Source organism: Lactobacillus kimbladii (assembly GCF_000970755.1).
In the GTDB taxonomy this organism is placed as follows: Bacteria; Bacillota; Bacilli; order Lactobacillales; family Lactobacillaceae; genus Lactobacillus; species Lactobacillus kimbladii.
The window spans coordinates 603,712-620,261 of the sequence record NZ_KQ034007.1 but is presented as its reverse complement, the minus strand read 5'-3'; the positions used below and the strand labels follow the sequence as shown (position 1 = coordinate 620,261).

Below are 16,550 nucleotides of genomic sequence, written 5' to 3'. Positions count from 1 at the left end.
ATTATTTCGCCTCTTTTTCTGAAGAATTTTGCAGGTGACTTTTATCGCCCCATATTTTTTCATAAACAACATTTACCAAACTAGCACGAGTGACTATACCTACTAATTTTTTATCTGAATCTGTAACTGGTATGTAACTCTTATTCCGGCTCATAATTCGACTAAAATTATCACGCAGATATTCCTCAGGACCGACAGTACCCAGTTTAGTAATCAAAATATCACTGACACTACTTACTTTAGGGTAATTGCGTTGCAAATCATCAATTGAAATGTAGCCTTTTAGATGGTCTCCATTATCAACGACTAAAAGAGTGTCGACGCGATGCTCTTTCATCATGGTTAAAGCGTCAGTGAGCGAAGCTCCTAAATCTATTTTAGTTGGGTTAGTCAACATCACATTTTTAACTTTTACAGTTTCATATTTTGCTTCTGACAAGCGCTCTTCACCGATCAAGCTTTTAACGTAGTCATTTGCAGGATGATGTAGAATCTGGTCGGGTGTTCCTACTTGGATCAACTGCCCATCATGCAAAACAACTACTTTAGTTGCAAGCTTTAATGCCTCATCCATGTCATGAGTGACAAAAACAATTGTTTTGCCTAATCGCACTTGTAAATTTTGAATTAAATTCTGCAAACTTTCACGAGTTATTGGATCCAGTGCACCAAAGGGCTCATCCATTAATATCAAATTTTGATTTGCCGCTAATGCACGCACAACTCCAATTCTTTGTTGCTGACCGCCCGATAACTCTGAAGGATACCTGTCTAAATACGACTCAGGTAATTCGGCCATTTTAATAAGCTTTTGCGCCTCACCAGAAAGCTTGTCCTTAGGCCACTTTAGTAATTTGGGTACTAAAATAATATTTTCCCTGATGGTCATATGAGGCATTAAACCATTATTCTGAATAACATAACCTATATGTCGCCGTAAATTAACTGGGTTAAAACTTTTAACGTTCTTGCCGTCAACAAGCACCTCACCCTTAGTTACACTATTCATGCGATTTATCATACGCATTAAAGTAGTTTTTCCTGAACCGGAGGTACCAATCAGGCAGCAAAAATCACCTTTTTCTATTTTGAAACTGATATTTTTTACAGCTGCATTTTTCATCTTAGGATATATTTTTGATACATCCCTAAATTCAACTGCTGGTACTTTTTCTACCATAAAATTTCCTCCTTTTCCAATATTCCCTTAATCTAATCCTAACAAGTAAATGTAACTTAATCAACAATCAGCATTTTTTACAGACTTTTATATTAAAATTCATGCACAAAAAAGCACCACTTATAGTAGTGCTTTTTCCTAATTTAACCTGTCATTAAATTTACATTGAACCTTCAAAAACATCCCATGAGTTGTGGAAATAGTCCCAACCTGAGTAAATAGTAAAGATTAGTGCAATGTATAGTAAAATAGTTCCTATATGATAGAAATCTCCAACTAATAAAAAGATAATTGATAGCATTTGACAAGTAGTTTTAATCTTACCGGGCATGGCTGCAGCCATAACCTGGCCCTTATTTTCTGCCAGTATTAAACGCAAACCTGTTACTGCCAATTCACGACAAACTATAATAGCGATAACCCAAGCCGGAGCCAGATTTAACGAAATTAACATTATGAAAGCAGTCATAGTCAGCATTTTATCTGCGAGCGGGTCTGCAAATTTACCAAAATTGGTAACTAAATTACGTGATCTCGCTATATGCCCATCAAACCAATCGGTTGCAGATGCAACTGCGAAAACAACAGCAGCAATGACTAATTTCCAATAAACAGTTGTTCCTGCTACTTTAACGCTGGCATCGCCACCAAAAATGACAATTAACATAAAAACTGGTATTAATAATATTCTAAAAACAGTTAACTTATTAGGTAAATTCATTCTTAACTTTTCCTCCAAAATAGTTATCTTTCATTATTTTCATTCCCACTGGAAGAATTACTTCCAGAATGACCAGATTCACTACTGTGATCATTATTATTTGACTGACTGCCGTCATGACTTGACTGACCATTCTGATTACTCTGGTTATTATTTTGATTATTTTCTTGGCTATTGGTCGAACTAGAATGATTATTGTCATTAGTATTATTGTTATTGCTATTGCTATGACCGCCAGTTTGATTATGACTCTGATTTTGATGATTTGAGTTACTATGTTCGGAATTATAATTAGTGGTTCCAGAATTATTCTGGCCGTTTTGAGTTTGATTACTCTGACTGCTATGACGCTTACCGATATAGAAGGTCAAAGTGAGATTCGAATTCTGAGAATTATAAGGAACTTTCTTACCACCAATTGTAACTGAAGTTCCAATAGCATTACTGAATGTAACAACAACTGTTTGAGCGGTTTCAGGAATCCTTAGTGTATGCTTTTGACCCGCAGTTAATGTCTGACCACTTTGGTTTACCCCATTCATTGCAATAGAAACGGTAGTAGCTTGATCACCAGCCCGCACGACTAAGTTACGATTATTTTTTAGACCAGTAATCTGAAATTGATTTATGGCCAATTCTTTAATTTTAACGCTTTTCTTTTTAGGTTTCTTTACCTTTTGCTTACGTTTACCATTATCTGAAGAAACAGAAACATCCCCAGCTGTATTGTTATTTTGATTGCGACTAGAAGAAAAATGGGCATAAACAACATAACATACCAAAATAACGACTATTATTCCTAAGCCAACAATAATTCGTGGCAGGTAATCCTGCCATATTTTTTTCTTGTTACTAGTAGTTTTACGGACTTCTTCACTTTTGTTGTCAATCGAATCTTCGACAAATTCATCAGGCTCAGCCTTAGGAATATCTTCATGATATTCACTCAAAAGCTTTTTACCATCCAAACCGACTATTTGGGCATACTGTCTGATAAATGCTCTTACATAAAAATCTCCAGGAAGTTTATCAAAATCGTTTTGCTCGATCGCCGTCAGATATCTGCCTTGAATTTTGGTTGCTTTTTCAATATCTTCAATTGAAAGTCCCTTAGCCTCTCTGGCACTGCGTAATTTATCTCCGATATCTGCCATAGTTACCTCTTTAAATTCTAAATTTACTCTTTGAGTATAACATATACTACATATTATTTTTACATTTATATGAGCCAGCCACCACTAACGTAAATGGTTTGTCCAGTTAAATATCCTGAATGAACATCAAGTAGTGTCCTAACCCAATAGGAAATATCATTGCCTTCTGCTAAACGTCCAACAGGTATTTCGCCTCTAACTTCTTCCATTGCTTCAGGTGCTAATACTGAATTCATTGCTGTATTAACAGCACCAGGTGCTACAACATTTACCGTAAGATTGGCCGAAGCAACCTCACGAGAATATGCTTGTGCGAAACGTTCAAGACCTGATTTAGAAGAACTGTAGACAGCTTCCATAGCACTGCCTGAACCACCGTAAACTGAACCTAAATAAACGATACGACTATAATCATTTTTTATCAAATGGGGTTCTAATAATCCTGTTAGTTTAATTGGTGTAAGCAAATTGATGTGCAAAATATCATCAATTTTTGCCATATTTTGACTACTAACAAAATTATAATCTGTAATTCCCTGAGCAAACACAACAGCATTTACTGGCAAAAGATTATTCACAAATTTTTTTAACTCATCATTTTTAGCCAAAAAATCCAATTTTATCGGAATAAAGTCCTGATCAGGATATTTCTGACTCATTCCTTCAGCCATAGTATAAGCTTTCTGCCAATTTTGACTGCAATGAACATAAAGAGACCAACCAGCTTGGGCTAAGTCAGCACAAATAGCTTGACCAATGCCACCTGTTGCACCAAATACAAGCGCTCGCTGCAATTAAAACATTCCTTTTATTTTAAAATTGTATGAAGATGACCATATAGCTAAACTATTTTTTAAAAATAAATTCAGTTATGCATTCATATTCGATTATATTTTAACATTATTTTTTGGCAAGTTTGAACTAATAAAGCGACATGATAAACTTTCTTAAAAATTAGCTTTTGTCTTCATCTTTTTTGGGTGGTAATAATACCTGACGAGGTTTTGAACCTTCAGACGGTCCTACAATGCCTTTTTCTTCCATCGCATCAACAATTCGGGCAGCACGATTATAACCTATGCGAAACCTTCTTTGTAAGAGTGACACACTAGCTGTTTGTTGCTGTCTGACCAGTTCAACAGCCTGATCATAATATTCATCCTCTGGTTCCTCATCTTGTTTCTCAGAATTTTCTTGACCTTTTTGCGGAATCATACCTTGGTCATATTCAGGTTTTTGTTGTTTCTTTACCCAAGAAATTATTTTCTCAACTTCACTAGAAGAAACATAAGCTCCCTGAATACGCTCAGGCTTAGACGCTCCAACCGGCATATATAACATGTCCCCTCTGCCGAGCAGTTTCTCAGCTCCAGTTTGGTCTAAAATTGTTCTTGAATCAATGCCACTTGAGACAGCAAAGGAAATTCTAGATGGCACGTTTGCCTTAATTAAACCGGTAATAACATCAACACTTGGTCTTTGAGTAGCAAGGATCATGTGAATTCCTGCAGCACGAGCCATTTGCCCTAAACGGACAATAGCACCTTCAACATCGCGCCCGCCAACCATCATCAGATCACTAAGCTCATCAACTACGACCAAAATATATGGTAATGGTTTCATTGCTGGCTTGGATTTATCCTGGTTATTAAGTCGAACCTTATCATTAAATTCACCAATGTTACGGGCACCACTTGCGGCAAATAATTTATAGCGACGTTCCATTTCCTTAACAGCTTTACTTAAAGCATTTGCGGCCAGCTTGGCATCTGTTACTACCGGTATCAACAAATGTGGCACGCCATTATAAACTGAAAGTTCAACCATTTTAGGATCAATTAAAATCAACTTAACTTGATCCGGCAGTGCTTTCATTAAGATACTCGTTAAAATCGTATTGATGGCAACAGACTTCCCAGAACCTGTTGAACCAGCAATGAGAAGGTGCGGCATCTTCGTTAAGTTTGCTGAGATAGTTTGACCACTAACGTCTTTTCCCAAAGGTACTTGCATAGGGTCTTTCTTAGCCTTATTATCTTGGCTTTGCATTACATCTTTAAAAGCAACAACTGAAGTATTTTTGTTAGGCACCTCTATACCAATATATGGCTTACCTGGAATAGGTGCTTCTATTCTGATATCTTTTGCAGCCAAGGCCAGAGCCAAGTCATCTGCTAGATTTACAATCCTGCTAACTTTAACCCCAACAGCAGGCTGAACTTCATACCGTGTAATTGTAGGTCCTAAAATTGCTTTTTTAATGATAACTTTGACGCCAAAGCTTTTAAAAGTAGACTGTAAAGTTTGCGTATTTTTGCGAATGAGAGCCTTATCAGTACTTTGATCAGTGTTCTTAATGCTATCAAGTAAGGCTAAAGGTGGCTTTTGGTAATTGGGACTAACTTTTTGGTCCTGTTTAAGTTCGCCATGATCAACAGAACCTAATTCTTGTTTAATTTTTCTATCTTCTGCAGCAAAAGAATGTGATTTGGATAAACTACTACTAGAACTAGTTACCCTCCTCTCTTTTTGACTATCATTTTGACTGGCCACCTGAATTTGCGGCTCAACCGGAGCATGCTCTGGCATATCGCCAAATTCAGATTCATTAGCAACTGCATCGTCTATATCCTGAGTATCTGCAAATTCTTCAGAAGATTGGTCATTAACAGTAAAATCATCAACATCAGGAAAAACCATATTTTTAGATACCGCTGTCTCCTGTGAATTCTGAGATTGTTCCTCCGAGATTTTCTGTTGCTTTTTCTCTTTGAAAGAACCGTATTTATTTTTTATTTTCGTTCCGGCTGCCTTATTTTTATTAATAAAAAGCTGACTAACCTGCTGGAATTTTTGGATTATCGTGGCAAACTTTACATCAAAGAACATCAAAATACCGCATGGAATCAGTAAGATTGCAACTACACGCAAACCTATATGACCTAAAAGAGGATAAAATATTTGGTAGCATAATGCACCAATGACTCCTCCCCCAACATGTTTAGTAACGGCCATGCGACCAAATTCAGCAGAAATTTCATGCCAAAAAGCATTCATAAATGCATTATTTACAAATTGCCTTTCAAAATAAATGCTGCTTTGGATCAATAAAAATCCCAGTATTGCAAAAAACAGGCCACAGCTGCGTTTAAATTTAAAGTGCATGGGCTTGTTGTAAATTAGCATGACCAGACCAAAAATAATGCAAATTCCAGCTGCTAACAAATAGGAATCTCCGAAGAAGAAACGAAACATATTAGCAACTTGTTTACCTAAAATTCCATATTTAACAAATGCCAAAACTGAAATAATAATTTGTATCAGTCCAATAATTGCCCAGGTAATCCCAGTATTTTGATTTTTCTGATGAACCTTGGTGGTTTTTCTCCTTTTCTTTTTAGGCATAATGCTACCTAATCAACAATTAAAAATTTGCTTGGAAGTTCAAATTAACTGGCTCATCCAAAGTAATTTGAGTAACTTCATAAGTAAGGGTTTCAATATATTCGACTAATGGCCGACTAAGCAATTTATAATCTGTTTTTTCCAGGTCACTGCCATCACCAAAATAATCTTTAATTTTAACGATTTGACTAATCATTCCGCTTACTGAAAAATCTCCTGGCGCAGGTGCCACGTCAAAAACAACGGTTACATCAAAATAATTGCCGTCAGTACCAGCATCAGTTGTGCCATCATCATTTTGTTTTTCAACCTTTTTCAAGCCAAAATTAACCTGATCTTTAGTTTCCGGCTCTTCATTAATATCATAATGAAAGTTTTTGACTATAACAGGAGTTTCTTTTTCAAAATCCATCTTAGTTTCCTCCTAAATTTCTTTCATACCGCTCAGGGCGATTGTAGCTATCTTTTAATTTATCATTTTCATAATGATGTGCAGTTTCTAAGTTAGGAAAACCCTGCTGCCGCAATGCTTCAAGTAAAACTATTGCTACCGAATTGGCTAAATTATAGCAACGAATATTATTAGACATTGGTATTCTTAAATTGCGTTCGTAATATTCCCGCATAAATGTTTCAGGTAAACCAGTTGTTTCTTTACCAAATACAAAGTAGTAATTTTTTGCAAAATCTGTGTAATCTACTTCCGCATAATTTTTGGAAGAAAACTTAGAAATAAGATACATTTCATCTTGTGGCCCAAGTTGTCTCAAGAATGCATTAAGATCTTCATGTACATGAACATCAACTTTATCCCAATAATCTAAACCCGCTCGTTTCATTTTTTTATTATCAATTTGAAAACCTAATGGCTCAATTAAATCAAGAACTGTATTAGTTCCAGCACAAGTCCGAGCAATGTTACCAGTATTGGCCGGCATCAGTGGTTCATATAACACTACGTGATTTGTCAATCTGTTTCTCCTTCACTAAATTTTTAACAAATAAGAATTATTTTTTTGGCGGTTTTTCTTCTGATTCCGTGCTCAAAATTTTTTGGCTTTCAGCGGCATTTTGGAAGTTTTCATCTTCTTCATCTTCCCTGAATACCTGGGAAACCTTTCGGTAATAATTATAAACACGTAAAATGATGATTTTTAAAATAGCATAAATTGGAATACCAAAAATGACGCCCCAAAGTCCCCAAACAGAACTTGAGCCAATCAATAATAAAATAGTAGTAACAGGATGCATTTCCATCTTGTTTCCCATTACCAAAGGACTAATAACTCGAGATTCAATGGTCTGTTCGATTGCAAAAACAACCAAAACTTTAATTACCATTGGCACGGAAAGCATAATAGCAATCACGATTACAGGTATAAAGGAAATAAAAGTACCAAAATATGGAATAAGGTTAAGAATACCGCTTAAAACGGCCAGGGCAATGCCATACGGAAGGCCAATGATACTGTAACCAATGGCAAACATAATTCCGACCCAAAAGGCAACAGTAAGTTGTCCCCTAATATAAGATGCTAGTGCAGTATTAATATCGTAAAGAAGCTCACCAAAACTTTTTTGCCAGCGCTTCGGTGCAAATTGTGTTAAATATGGTCTCAGATTATGAGCATCTTTTAACATAAAGAAAAGAATAAAGGGTGCAGTAAGCAGAGTCATAACAATAATGGTTACAACACTTATTGCCGAAGAAATATTGCTCAAAGTCGCATTGATAGCTTCATGCCCTGATTTAAAGAGCATATCTTGAGCACGATTGATAGCATCATTAATATTGCCCTTTACACTGTGAAGTTGTGGATTACTGAGCCAATTCTGTACGGCATTGGTAGCGTCTTTCCAGATGTGAGGCCAATGCGCAATTAACGAGTTAATTTGACTTTGAACAATCGGCAATAAAGTATTAACTATCCAAACGAGCAAAACTGCTACCAAAACAAATAACCCAAGAATAGTAATAATCCTTGGTACTTTAAACTTCCTCTCTAAAATATCTACCAGTGGATTCATAATATAAAACTGAATCAAAGCCAGCATCAATGGGGGAAGAATCGCACTTACAAAGACCTTAGCGGGATTTAAAACAAATGATATTTTGTTGAACAACCAAATCACAAGGAAGAACAACAAAATGTTTAGTAGTGCAATACTAAACCGATTATTCAAAAACCATTTTTGAAAGATGGTTCTTTTTTTATGTTTCTTCTCGTAGTCCATCAAATCATCCTAATCAAATATGCTCATATATTATGTCATCACCGATATTAAATTCGGGCATTGTCTGTTTATCTTCTAAAGTGAAATATACACCGTTAGCCAGTGGATTTTTTGACTTTTTCTGATTAAAAAATAAGGTAACATGACCTAAAGCTCTCATATCACTGGCAACCATGGAGCCAACAAAGTCAGCAACATAGGTCTGGCCATCGATTGTAACTGTATCGCCCTTTTTCATAATAAAACCAGTAAGCGGAGTTTGGGGATCAAATTTTTGAATAACCGAAACATCGACTAATTCTGGAGTGACATTTTCACCAAATAAAATTACCATATTGCCCTTAGGTTCAATAGCTTGTTTACCAATTTTTGTAATAGTTGCTGTCCATTTCATAATTTGTTCTCCTTAAGCTTTAATTTTAGCATAACAAAAACCGCTTAACTAATATATAGGCGGTTTTTTTGTTACTTCTTTATTTTTTATGGTAAAGCAGCCATTTCTTAATTTCATCAATAATAACTAACGGTATTGGCAAACAGAATAAGAATAACCAGTCAACCGGTAATAACCTAGTCGTATTGAATAACTGCTGCAAGCCAGGAGTAACCGTTAAAGCTAAAAACAGCAGTATTTCGAATATAATGCCATACCAAATGTTCCGGTTACTAAATATGCCTTTCTTAAATAGTGAAACTTTATTTGTTCTGCAATTTAAGACATTTGCAATCTGTGTAAAAATAATTGCTCCCAAAACCATTGTCGTTGCGCGCATATAAACTGGACCATCAGCAGCTAATGGCACATGCGGCCAGCCATTTTGGAGATTCACAAAGAAATATGCACCAATCGAGATAGCACTGGAAATCAAACCATACCACAAAAATGCTTTAATAATGACGCTTCTGTTAAGCAGGTGCTCATTATGCTTCCTCGGTGCTTGTTTCATAACATCCGGATCAACAGCTTCCCCACCAAGTCCTAATGCTGGCAACATATCCGTTCCCAAATCGACTGTCAGGATTTGCATTACTGTCATCGGTAAAGGAATTAAGCCTCCAGAAAACAAGAATAAAATTGATGGAAAGGCCTCTGGCACATTAGAAGTCAAAATATAGGTTAAAAACTTACGGATATTGCTGTAAACGGCACGGCCTTCTTCAATTGCGGCCACAATAGACGCAAAATTATCATCAGTTAAAATAATATTAGCAGCATCTTTAGCTACATCTGTACCAGTCAAGCCCATTGCTATACCAATATCTGCCTGCTTCAAAGCAGGTGCATCGTTAACTCCGTCACCAGTAGAAGCTACAATTTCACCATTTTCCTGTAAAGTTTTAACGACCTTATATTTTTGTTCAGGAGCTACTCTAGCAAAAATCACTTCTCCTTTCAATGCTTCTCGTAAATCTTCATTGCTCATGGTTTCTAGTTCATCACCAGATATGACTCGTGCCTTGTCAGAGGTCAAACCAATTTGAACTGCAACAGATTTTGCTGTCAACTTGGAATCCCCAGTAACCATGATAATTTTAATTTTTGCCTGGTGACAACGTCTAACAGCGTTATATATTTCTGGCCGAGGTGGATCACTCATTGTGGTCAAGCCTACAAATACTAAATGCTGCTCAGCTGTTTCAATAGTTAGCTTGGTAACATCAGCATTTTCTTTTTCTACAATGCGATAAGCCATAGCCATACTGCGAAGACCCTTAGCAGCATAGTCGGCGTTGTGTTTTTCAGCGCGTTTCTTATCATCATCAGTCAGAGCGCGAACTTTACCATCGACCTGAATTTGGTCACACTGCTTAATCACATCACTGAATGAACCTTTAGTAAAAATGATATATTGGTGATCATTCCAGCGGTGAATCGTTGACATACGCTTTCTATTAGAGTCAAAAGGCAGTTCTCTTAATCGAGGATATTTGACCAAAACTTTTTGCCGATCAAAGCCTGCTTTTTCAGCCATAATAATTAAACAGGCTTCAGTTGGGGTGCCCAAAATTTTGGGCTTACCTCCTTTGACCTTGCTGGGTTGAACAGCAGTATCGTTGTCCAAAGATGCTATTTGAACCAACTTATGCAAGTCGGGATTTTCTTCATACCACAACTGCTTATTGTTTAATTCAATCTGGCCATTATTGACATAGCCATTGCCAGTAACTTTATATTCATTTTGAGGAGTCCAAATGTAATGAATAGTCATTTGATTCTGGGTTAAAGTACCCGTTTTGTCTGAACAAATAACTGTAGTTTCTCCTAGTGTTTCAACAGAATTTAATTCCTTAACCAGTGCATGTTTTTTGGCCATGCGTTTAACACCCTGAGCTAAGCTAAGAGTTACAGTAGGCAATAATCCCTCTGGGATAAAAGCTACAATCATCCCTAAAGCAAAAATAAATGCTTTAGCAAACGGATATTTAACAAAGAAAATTGCTGCAATCAAGAATAAAACGCCTATCGAAACAGCAATAATTGATAATTGCTTTGTCAGACGGTTTAATTCCTGGGTTAGTGGACTATCGACTTTATTTTGCTTTTGGGTTAACTGCGCTATTTTACCAAATTCAGTATTCATTCCCGTCGCAAATGCTATTGCACGAGCTGTGCCTGAGCCAACGGTTGTTCCTGAATAAACCAAGTTAGCTTCAGCGTAACTGCCTTCGCCCGGTGCGTAATCCGTTGTTTTTGATTCAGGTACGGATTCACCGTTTAAGGCACTTTGGTCAACCTGCATCGAGCTGGCAGTAATTAGTCTGGCGTCTGCTGGAATAGCATTACCTGCTTGAAGAATAAAAACATCTCCAGGAACCAGTTCTTTAGCATCAATCTGTGCTTTTTTACCGTCACGAATTGCCTGAACGTAGGTTGGCAACATATTATTCAAAGCATCTGTGGCTCTTTTAGCAGCTCTTTCTTGCCAAAAACTAAACAAACCGTTAATAATATTAACCATCCAAATGGCAATTCCCAATTCAATGGTACCGCTGAACATCGCTACAGCTCCGGAAATCCACAACAAGATTGCCATCATACTAATAAAGTTCTTAAAAAAAGTCTTCCATTCAGACTCTTCTTGAGACTTTTTTATTTCATTACGACCATATTTAGCCAATCTTGCGGTTGCTTCTGCAGAAGTTAAGCCTGCAGAAGATGAGTGAAGATTAGTATAAACTTCAGAAATATCATTCTTAGCATAAAGCTCTCGAATTTTATTTTCTTCCATTCCCAACATACCTCTTATTTCAAAACTTTCAATTTTAAACTAATAAATAAAGCCGACACCATACTTTAACACTTTTTAAAATGTTAAAGTCACTCAATATTTTTACAATTGCGTGTCATGCTATACTAATTATTGAGACAATTATAAATGAAATTGGAGGCTTTTCAAGCATGAAATTATTAATCGGCGGATACACTAAAAAAAAGTCAACGGGAATTTATGAATTACCACTCACACTTGCTGAAAACGGACTAGAAATGCAGATGGGACCAGCTAAAGAAGTAATAAAAGTTGGAGGTCCAACATACTTTGTCCAAGATGGTAAGCTTATTTTTACTATTAATAACGCTGGCGCTAAGGGTGGCATCAGTTCATTTGAACTAGTTAATGGTAAGTATCAGGAAAAAGATTCTTACTTAACTCCCGGTTCGTCACCAGCTTATATTGGCATTAACCAGAAAAAGAAATTGCTCTATACTGCCAATTACCATACAGCAGTATTAGCCGTATTCTCATTTGATGATGAGGGCAAGTTAACTTTTTTGGATTCAGTGACTCACACTGCAGATAGCTTAGGACCTTGTCCTGAGCAAGCTGATGGCCCCCACCCGCATTTTTTTGATCAAACACCACAAGGAAATCTTGTAAGTTGTGATTTAGGTAATGACTGTGTTGATTTTTACAGTTTTAAAAATAATAAGCTGCATCATTTAGCAAAATATCAAAACGAACCCGGTTTCGGCAGTCGCCACATTGTTTACAGCCCTGACGGTAATTATTTTTATGTTGTCGGTGAGCTTTCAAGCAAAATTAATTTAGTCAAGTTTGATGAGACAAATTGGCAATTTAAGAGTATTGCCACTTATTCAACCATCCCTGATGATTATTCCGATCACAATGGCGCAGCGGCCATAAAAATTAGCCATGATGGTAAATTTATTTACACTTCTAATCGTGGCCATGATACTATCACTGTTTTTGCAGTTAATGATGATCATACCCTGCAGTTACGTCAGAGAATTTCAACTTTTGGTGAATTTCCGCGAGATTTTAACTGGGACAGAGATGAAAAATATGTGGTGGCAACCAACCAAAATTCAGATAATGCTACTTTATATACCAGGGACGCGGAAAATGGCTGTTTGACTCCTGTGCAAAAAAATATTTTTGTTCCCGAAGGTACTCGCGTACTTTTTAGTGAATAATTTTCCTATAACAAATAAAGAGTTGTCTAATATAATGACAACTCTTTTTTATTACATTTACTAAAACTATTTTGGAATATTATGCCATAATTCCTGCATATCATGTGGATCGGGCACTTCAATACTAACTTGCCTCTCTTTCTTGAAGGGATCAGGAAATTCTAAGTGAAAGCAATTTAATGCTTGCCTTTTGAAATTATCTTTTTGCCCATATAATGGATCTCCATATAAGAGGTGACCAAGATATTGCATATGCAAACGAATCTGGTGAGTTCGACCGGTATATAGGCGCAGTTCTACTAAACTGGCTCCGCTTTTTTGAGCAATCACTTTATAAGCAGTTTTAGCATTCTTGCCAGTGGAATCAATGCTGCGCACAATTGAGGTTCCTTTGCGACCAATAGGCTGATCTATCACTCCTGTCAATTCTTCCGGCGCAAAATTGCCATGAACTATTGCATGATATTTTTTAATAAATTGAGTTTTATCGATCTGACTAAAACGAGCATGAGCAATAGCATTTTTCCCAACTAAAACCAAACCAGAAGTATCGCGATCGAGTCGCGTTACAATATGTGGCTTGATATTCACACTTTTTTTGCGCTCAAAATAACCTAAAATTTGGTTAACGAGTGCGTTATCATCGTAGCGAGAAGGAATCGATAAAATCCCTGCAGGCTTATTAACAACCAGATAGTTTTCAGTTTCTTTAACAACTTCAATAGGTTTTTGCGAAGGTATGAGCCATGGATTATGCTTTTCCTGACCCGGAATGAAAATCACTTCATCGCCAACATGTAAAATGAAGTTTGTATAGCGCCTTTTATGATTAACAAGAATCATTCCACCCGCATTTTTAGCATTATTCACTGCTCTTTTTGAAAAACCGTTTTTCAGTAAAAAAGCTCCTAATTTCTTGGGAACTTTGTCTTGTACAATAACTTTAAATGGTGTCATCTTTATCTCCAATAAAGGCGCTCTGAACACGGGACCAAAAATGAGTATGCCCAAAACGATCAAAATGAATTTCCTTACTAGAAATACGATATTCAATTTGTTTAGCGTTGCGGACATTAATGCGACGGCCATCAACAGTCATAACGCAGTGGTCAGCATCAGGTATGACAGTAATCCACTGCTCTGGTGCCAACACTATTGGCGAAGATAATGATCTGAAAATTCGGTTATTAATTGAAGCTATTTCTGCCATTTGCAAGGCTTTAAGTCTTGGGTGAATCACAGCACCACCAAGTGACTTATTATAACCAGTTGAACCGGTAGGAGTTGATATACATAAGCCATCTCCCCGGAAATTTTCAAATAACTGATCATCAATGTAAACTTTAGCTTCAAGCGTATGTGAAATGCGCTTTACTGCTGACTCATTTAAAGCTAAAAAGTGTTTCTTTTCATTAGCTTCAGTTAGAAGTTCCACCTCTAACAGCGGATAGCTGGCAGACTCAGGTTCCCTTAAAAACAATGCATCTACCATTTTATCGACTTCAGGACCACGCCAATCAGTATAAAAGCCCAAATGTCCAGTGTGGATGCCAATAAAGCGAATTGAACTAATTTGATTTTCATATCGGTGAAAGGCATTTATCAAAGTTCCATCACCGCCGACAGTAATAACTACATCTGGATATTTGGCATCAAAGACAACGCCCTCTTTAGTTTCTAACAATTTTCGCAAGTGCGCTACCACCCTTAAAGTTTCTTGATTGGTGTTATGGGCAATTGTAATTCTCATTATTTTTCCTTACCCTTGTTTTTAGTAAAAACCTTCTGCGCTTCTTGTACTTCATCTTTTATCAAAGACATTTCTTCATCAAGTTTATATGCCGTTTCTGCAGTAGATTTTAGTCTTTCAGAAATATCTTTTGGATAAGAACCCTGATATTTATAATTAAGAGTATGCTCAACAGTAGCCCAAAAATTCATTGCTAGAGTCCTAATTTGAATTTCGGCTAATAATTTTTTGGATCCGGTTGGCAGGTAAACCGTATAAGAAATAACCATATGATAAGAGCGATAGCCTGAAGGCTTAGCATTTTTAACATAATCACGTTCTTCAATGACTTCCATATCATCACGTGCATGTATTAAGTCTACCACCTTGTAAATATCATCGACAAATTGACAGACTATCCTAATTCCTGCTATGTCTTGCATATCAGTCTCAATCACATCCGGACTGATAACACGCCTTTGCATTTTTTCCTTAATTGAATCAACAGTTTTAACTCTGCCGACTACAAATTCTATTGGTGAATGTTCTCCTTTGGTTAAGAAACTTTGTCTTAAAGAACGAAACTTCACCTTTAATTCTCGCACGGCCTCTTCATATGGCCATAAAAAATTATCCCAATCATAATTCATAGAAATAACCCTTTCTCAAACAGCATATTCATTTTAACATAAATTATATGATAGCAATTTCATATGATGATTTGCCTTAATAAAATGGCAATTTCCTATACAAAACCAGGAGGTTATTATAAAGTCTTATTTCTTGCACATTAAACCTTTTAATAATATTATAAATTTATTAATTTCAATTAGGCTATACTATCATAGCTTTAGCCCTTTTTTCACTAATTTAGGGAATTTTAAAAATTAAATGCAGTCGCTTTTCACTTTTAGAAGCTAAATTTTAAAATAAATATAGACTTTGACACAAAATGTTAAAGGGAATTCTTTGATAGCCACAATATTAAATGGAGTATTATAAAATGTCACAAAACAATGAAATTGAAGCTAAAATCATTTTACCTAAGGCAATATATCTAAAACTTTGTCATGATTTTCCATTTAAGCACAGCTTTAACCAGGAAAATTATTATTTTGACACTAGCGACGGTTTGCTAAAGCAGTCTAATATAAGCTGCCGCATTAGACTTTTTGCTGACCACGCAGAGCAAACTCTCAAGGTTCCAAATAAGAATCCCATACAAAAAGATTTTCATGAAGCAATAGAAATTAACGATTCCTTAAAATTAAATGAAGCAAAAGCATTTATTAAGCGGGGGGCCGCTGGATCGCCTATAATTTTTAAGTATAGTGCAGGAAAATATTTGAATCAGAAATTTTCACAGAAATTAAACCTTCATTTGCAAACTTATTGCAAAACTCATCGCATATTAGCGAATGGACCAAAAAATTGTGAATTAACTTTTGATGATAACACTTATCCAGACAACTACGAAGATTTTGAACTTGAGATTGAAAATTGTAACCCAGACTTGATAGCAGAAACTCTGGCAAAATTAAAGAAAGAATATCAGTTTACACAAAATTATGCTAACACTAACCAAGCGAAAATTGCACGCGCTTACATACATCGTGTTAAAATATAATTGAAGGATAGTTTTCAAAGGATAGATATTTAATAATTTTATACTTGATAATCAGTATTGGAGG

The 16,550-nt window shown here is 36.1% G+C and carries 15 protein-coding genes; 2 read left to right on the top strand and 13 right to left on the bottom strand.

Annotated elements, in window-relative coordinates; translation table 11 throughout:
• Position 1: 1 nt before the first annotated feature.
• From JF75_RS03505 to JF75_RS03460, 10 genes are all read right to left on the bottom strand, one after another.
• On the bottom strand, positions 2–1,180 hold the full coding sequence (locus JF75_RS03505; protein WP_046331858.1) for an ABC transporter ATP-binding protein: 1,179 nt from the start codon (positions 1,178–1,180) through the stop codon (positions 2–4).
• 160 nt (positions 1,181–1,340) lie between these two features.
• Positions 1,341–1,901, bottom strand: coding sequence for a CDP-diacylglycerol--glycerol-3-phosphate 3-phosphatidyltransferase (pgsA, locus tag JF75_RS03500; RefSeq protein WP_046331857.1), 561 nt, complete (start codon positions 1,899–1,901; stop codon positions 1,341–1,343).
• A 23-nt stretch (positions 1,902–1,924) separates the two neighbouring features.
• Complete coding sequence (locus JF75_RS03495; protein ID WP_046331856.1) at positions 1,925–3,055, bottom strand: helix-turn-helix domain-containing protein; 1,131 nt, start codon at positions 3,053–3,055, stop codon at positions 1,925–1,927.
• 65 nt (positions 3,056–3,120) lie between these two features.
• Complete coding sequence (gene ymfI / locus JF75_RS03490) at positions 3,121–3,849, bottom strand: elongation factor P 5-aminopentanone reductase (RefSeq protein WP_046331855.1); 729 nt, start codon at positions 3,847–3,849, stop codon at positions 3,121–3,123.
• Between the two features lie 160 nt (positions 3,850–4,009).
• Positions 4,010–6,460: an FtsK/SpoIIIE family DNA translocase gene (locus JF75_RS03485; protein WP_046331854.1), complete on the bottom strand. Its 2,451-nt coding sequence runs from the start codon at positions 6,458–6,460 to the stop codon at positions 4,010–4,012.
• A gap of 19 nt (positions 6,461–6,479) precedes the next feature.
• Positions 6,480–6,872, bottom strand: a complete 393-nt coding sequence (locus JF75_RS03480; protein ID WP_045927779.1) for a DUF1149 family protein — start codon at positions 6,870–6,872, stop codon at positions 6,480–6,482.
• Position 6,873: 1 nt separating this feature from the next.
• Positions 6,874–7,431, bottom strand: coding sequence for a tRNA (cytidine(34)-2'-O)-methyltransferase (locus tag JF75_RS03475; protein ID WP_046331853.1), 558 nt, complete (start codon positions 7,429–7,431; stop codon positions 6,874–6,876).
• A 37-nt stretch (positions 7,432–7,468) separates the two neighbouring features.
• Positions 7,469–8,695, bottom strand: a complete 1,227-nt coding sequence (locus tag JF75_RS03470; protein WP_046331852.1) for an AI-2E family transporter — start codon at positions 8,693–8,695, stop codon at positions 7,469–7,471.
• Between the two features lie 13 nt (positions 8,696–8,708).
• Positions 8,709–9,089: a PTS glucitol/sorbitol transporter subunit IIA gene (locus JF75_RS03465; RefSeq protein ID WP_046331851.1), complete on the bottom strand. Its 381-nt coding sequence runs from the start codon at positions 9,087–9,089 to the stop codon at positions 8,709–8,711.
• A 79-nt stretch (positions 9,090–9,168) separates the two neighbouring features.
• Positions 9,169–11,925, bottom strand: coding sequence for a cation-translocating P-type ATPase (locus tag JF75_RS03460; RefSeq protein ID WP_046331850.1), 2,757 nt, complete (start codon positions 11,923–11,925; stop codon positions 9,169–9,171).
• Between the two features lie 170 nt (positions 11,926–12,095).
• Between JF75_RS03460 and JF75_RS03455 the strand changes: the two genes are divergently transcribed.
• Positions 12,096–13,130 carry a lactonase family protein gene (locus JF75_RS03455; protein ID WP_046331849.1) on the top strand — a complete coding sequence of 345 codons (1,035 nt, stop codon included), beginning with the start codon at positions 12,096–12,098 and terminating at the stop codon, positions 13,128–13,130.
• A 66-nt stretch (positions 13,131–13,196) separates the two neighbouring features.
• Here JF75_RS03455 and JF75_RS03450 read toward each other — a convergent pair whose 3' ends face one another.
• The 3 genes from JF75_RS03450 to yjbM are packed head-to-tail and all read right to left on the bottom strand — an operon-like array spanning position 13,197 to position 15,509.
• Positions 13,197–14,087, bottom strand: a complete 891-nt coding sequence (locus JF75_RS03450; RefSeq protein ID WP_046331848.1) for an RluA family pseudouridine synthase — start codon at positions 14,085–14,087, stop codon at positions 13,197–13,199.
• Positions 14,074–14,880, bottom strand: a complete 807-nt coding sequence (locus JF75_RS03445; protein ID WP_046331847.1) for an NAD kinase — start codon at positions 14,878–14,880, stop codon at positions 14,074–14,076. Before JF75_RS03445 ends, JF75_RS03450 begins: the two co-directional genes overlap by 14 nt.
• A complete protein-coding gene (gene yjbM, locus JF75_RS03440; RefSeq protein WP_046331846.1) occupies positions 14,880–15,509 on the bottom strand; it encodes a GTP diphosphokinase in 630 nt (209 codons plus the stop codon). Before yjbM ends, JF75_RS03445 begins: the two co-directional genes overlap by 1 nt.
• 353 nt (positions 15,510–15,862) lie before the next feature.
• Here yjbM and JF75_RS03435 point away from each other — a divergent pair, with 353 nt between their 5' ends.
• Positions 15,863–16,486, top strand: a complete 624-nt coding sequence (locus tag JF75_RS03435; protein WP_046331845.1) for a CYTH domain-containing protein — start codon at positions 15,863–15,865, stop codon at positions 16,484–16,486.
• Positions 16,487–16,550: the final 64 nt, after the last annotated feature.

Bases quoted from the DNA above. Each gene is read 5' to 3' on its own strand.
- JF75_RS03505 (WP_046331858.1), bottom strand. From the start codon at position 1,180: ATGGTAGAAAAAGTACCAGCAGTTGAATTTAGGGATGTATCAAAAATA.
- pgsA (WP_046331857.1), bottom strand. From the start codon at position 1,901: ATGAATTTACCTAATAAGTTAACTGTTTTTAGAATATTATTAATACCA.
- JF75_RS03495 (WP_046331856.1), bottom strand. From the start codon at position 3,055: ATGGCAGATATCGGAGATAAATTACGCAGTGCCAGAGAGGCTAAGGGA.
- JF75_RS03485 (WP_046331854.1), bottom strand. From the start codon at position 6,460: ATGCCTAAAAAGAAAAGGAGAAAAACCACCAAGGTTCATCAGAAAAAT.
- JF75_RS03480 (WP_045927779.1), bottom strand. From the start codon at position 6,872: ATGGATTTTGAAAAAGAAACTCCTGTTATAGTCAAAAACTTTCATTAT.
- JF75_RS03470 (WP_046331852.1), bottom strand. From the start codon at position 8,695: ATGGACTACGAGAAGAAACATAAAAAAAGAACCATCTTTCAAAAATGG.
- JF75_RS03465 (WP_046331851.1), bottom strand. From the start codon at position 9,089: ATGAAATGGACAGCAACTATTACAAAAATTGGTAAACAAGCTATTGAA.
- JF75_RS03460 (WP_046331850.1), bottom strand. From the start codon at position 11,925: ATGGAAGAAAATAAAATTCGAGAGCTTTATGCTAAGAATGATATTTCT.
- JF75_RS03455 (WP_046331849.1), top strand. From the start codon at position 12,096: ATGAAATTATTAATCGGCGGATACACTAAAAAAAAGTCAACGGGAATT.
- JF75_RS03450 (WP_046331848.1), bottom strand. From the start codon at position 14,087: ATGACACCATTTAAAGTTATTGTACAAGACAAAGTTCCCAAGAAATTA.
- JF75_RS03445 (WP_046331847.1), bottom strand. From the start codon at position 14,880: ATGAGAATTACAATTGCCCATAACACCAATCAAGAAACTTTAAGGGTG.
- yjbM (WP_046331846.1), bottom strand. From the start codon at position 15,509: ATGAATTATGATTGGGATAATTTTTTATGGCCATATGAAGAGGCCGTG.
- JF75_RS03435 (WP_046331845.1), top strand. From the start codon at position 15,863: ATGTCACAAAACAATGAAATTGAAGCTAAAATCATTTTACCTAAGGCA.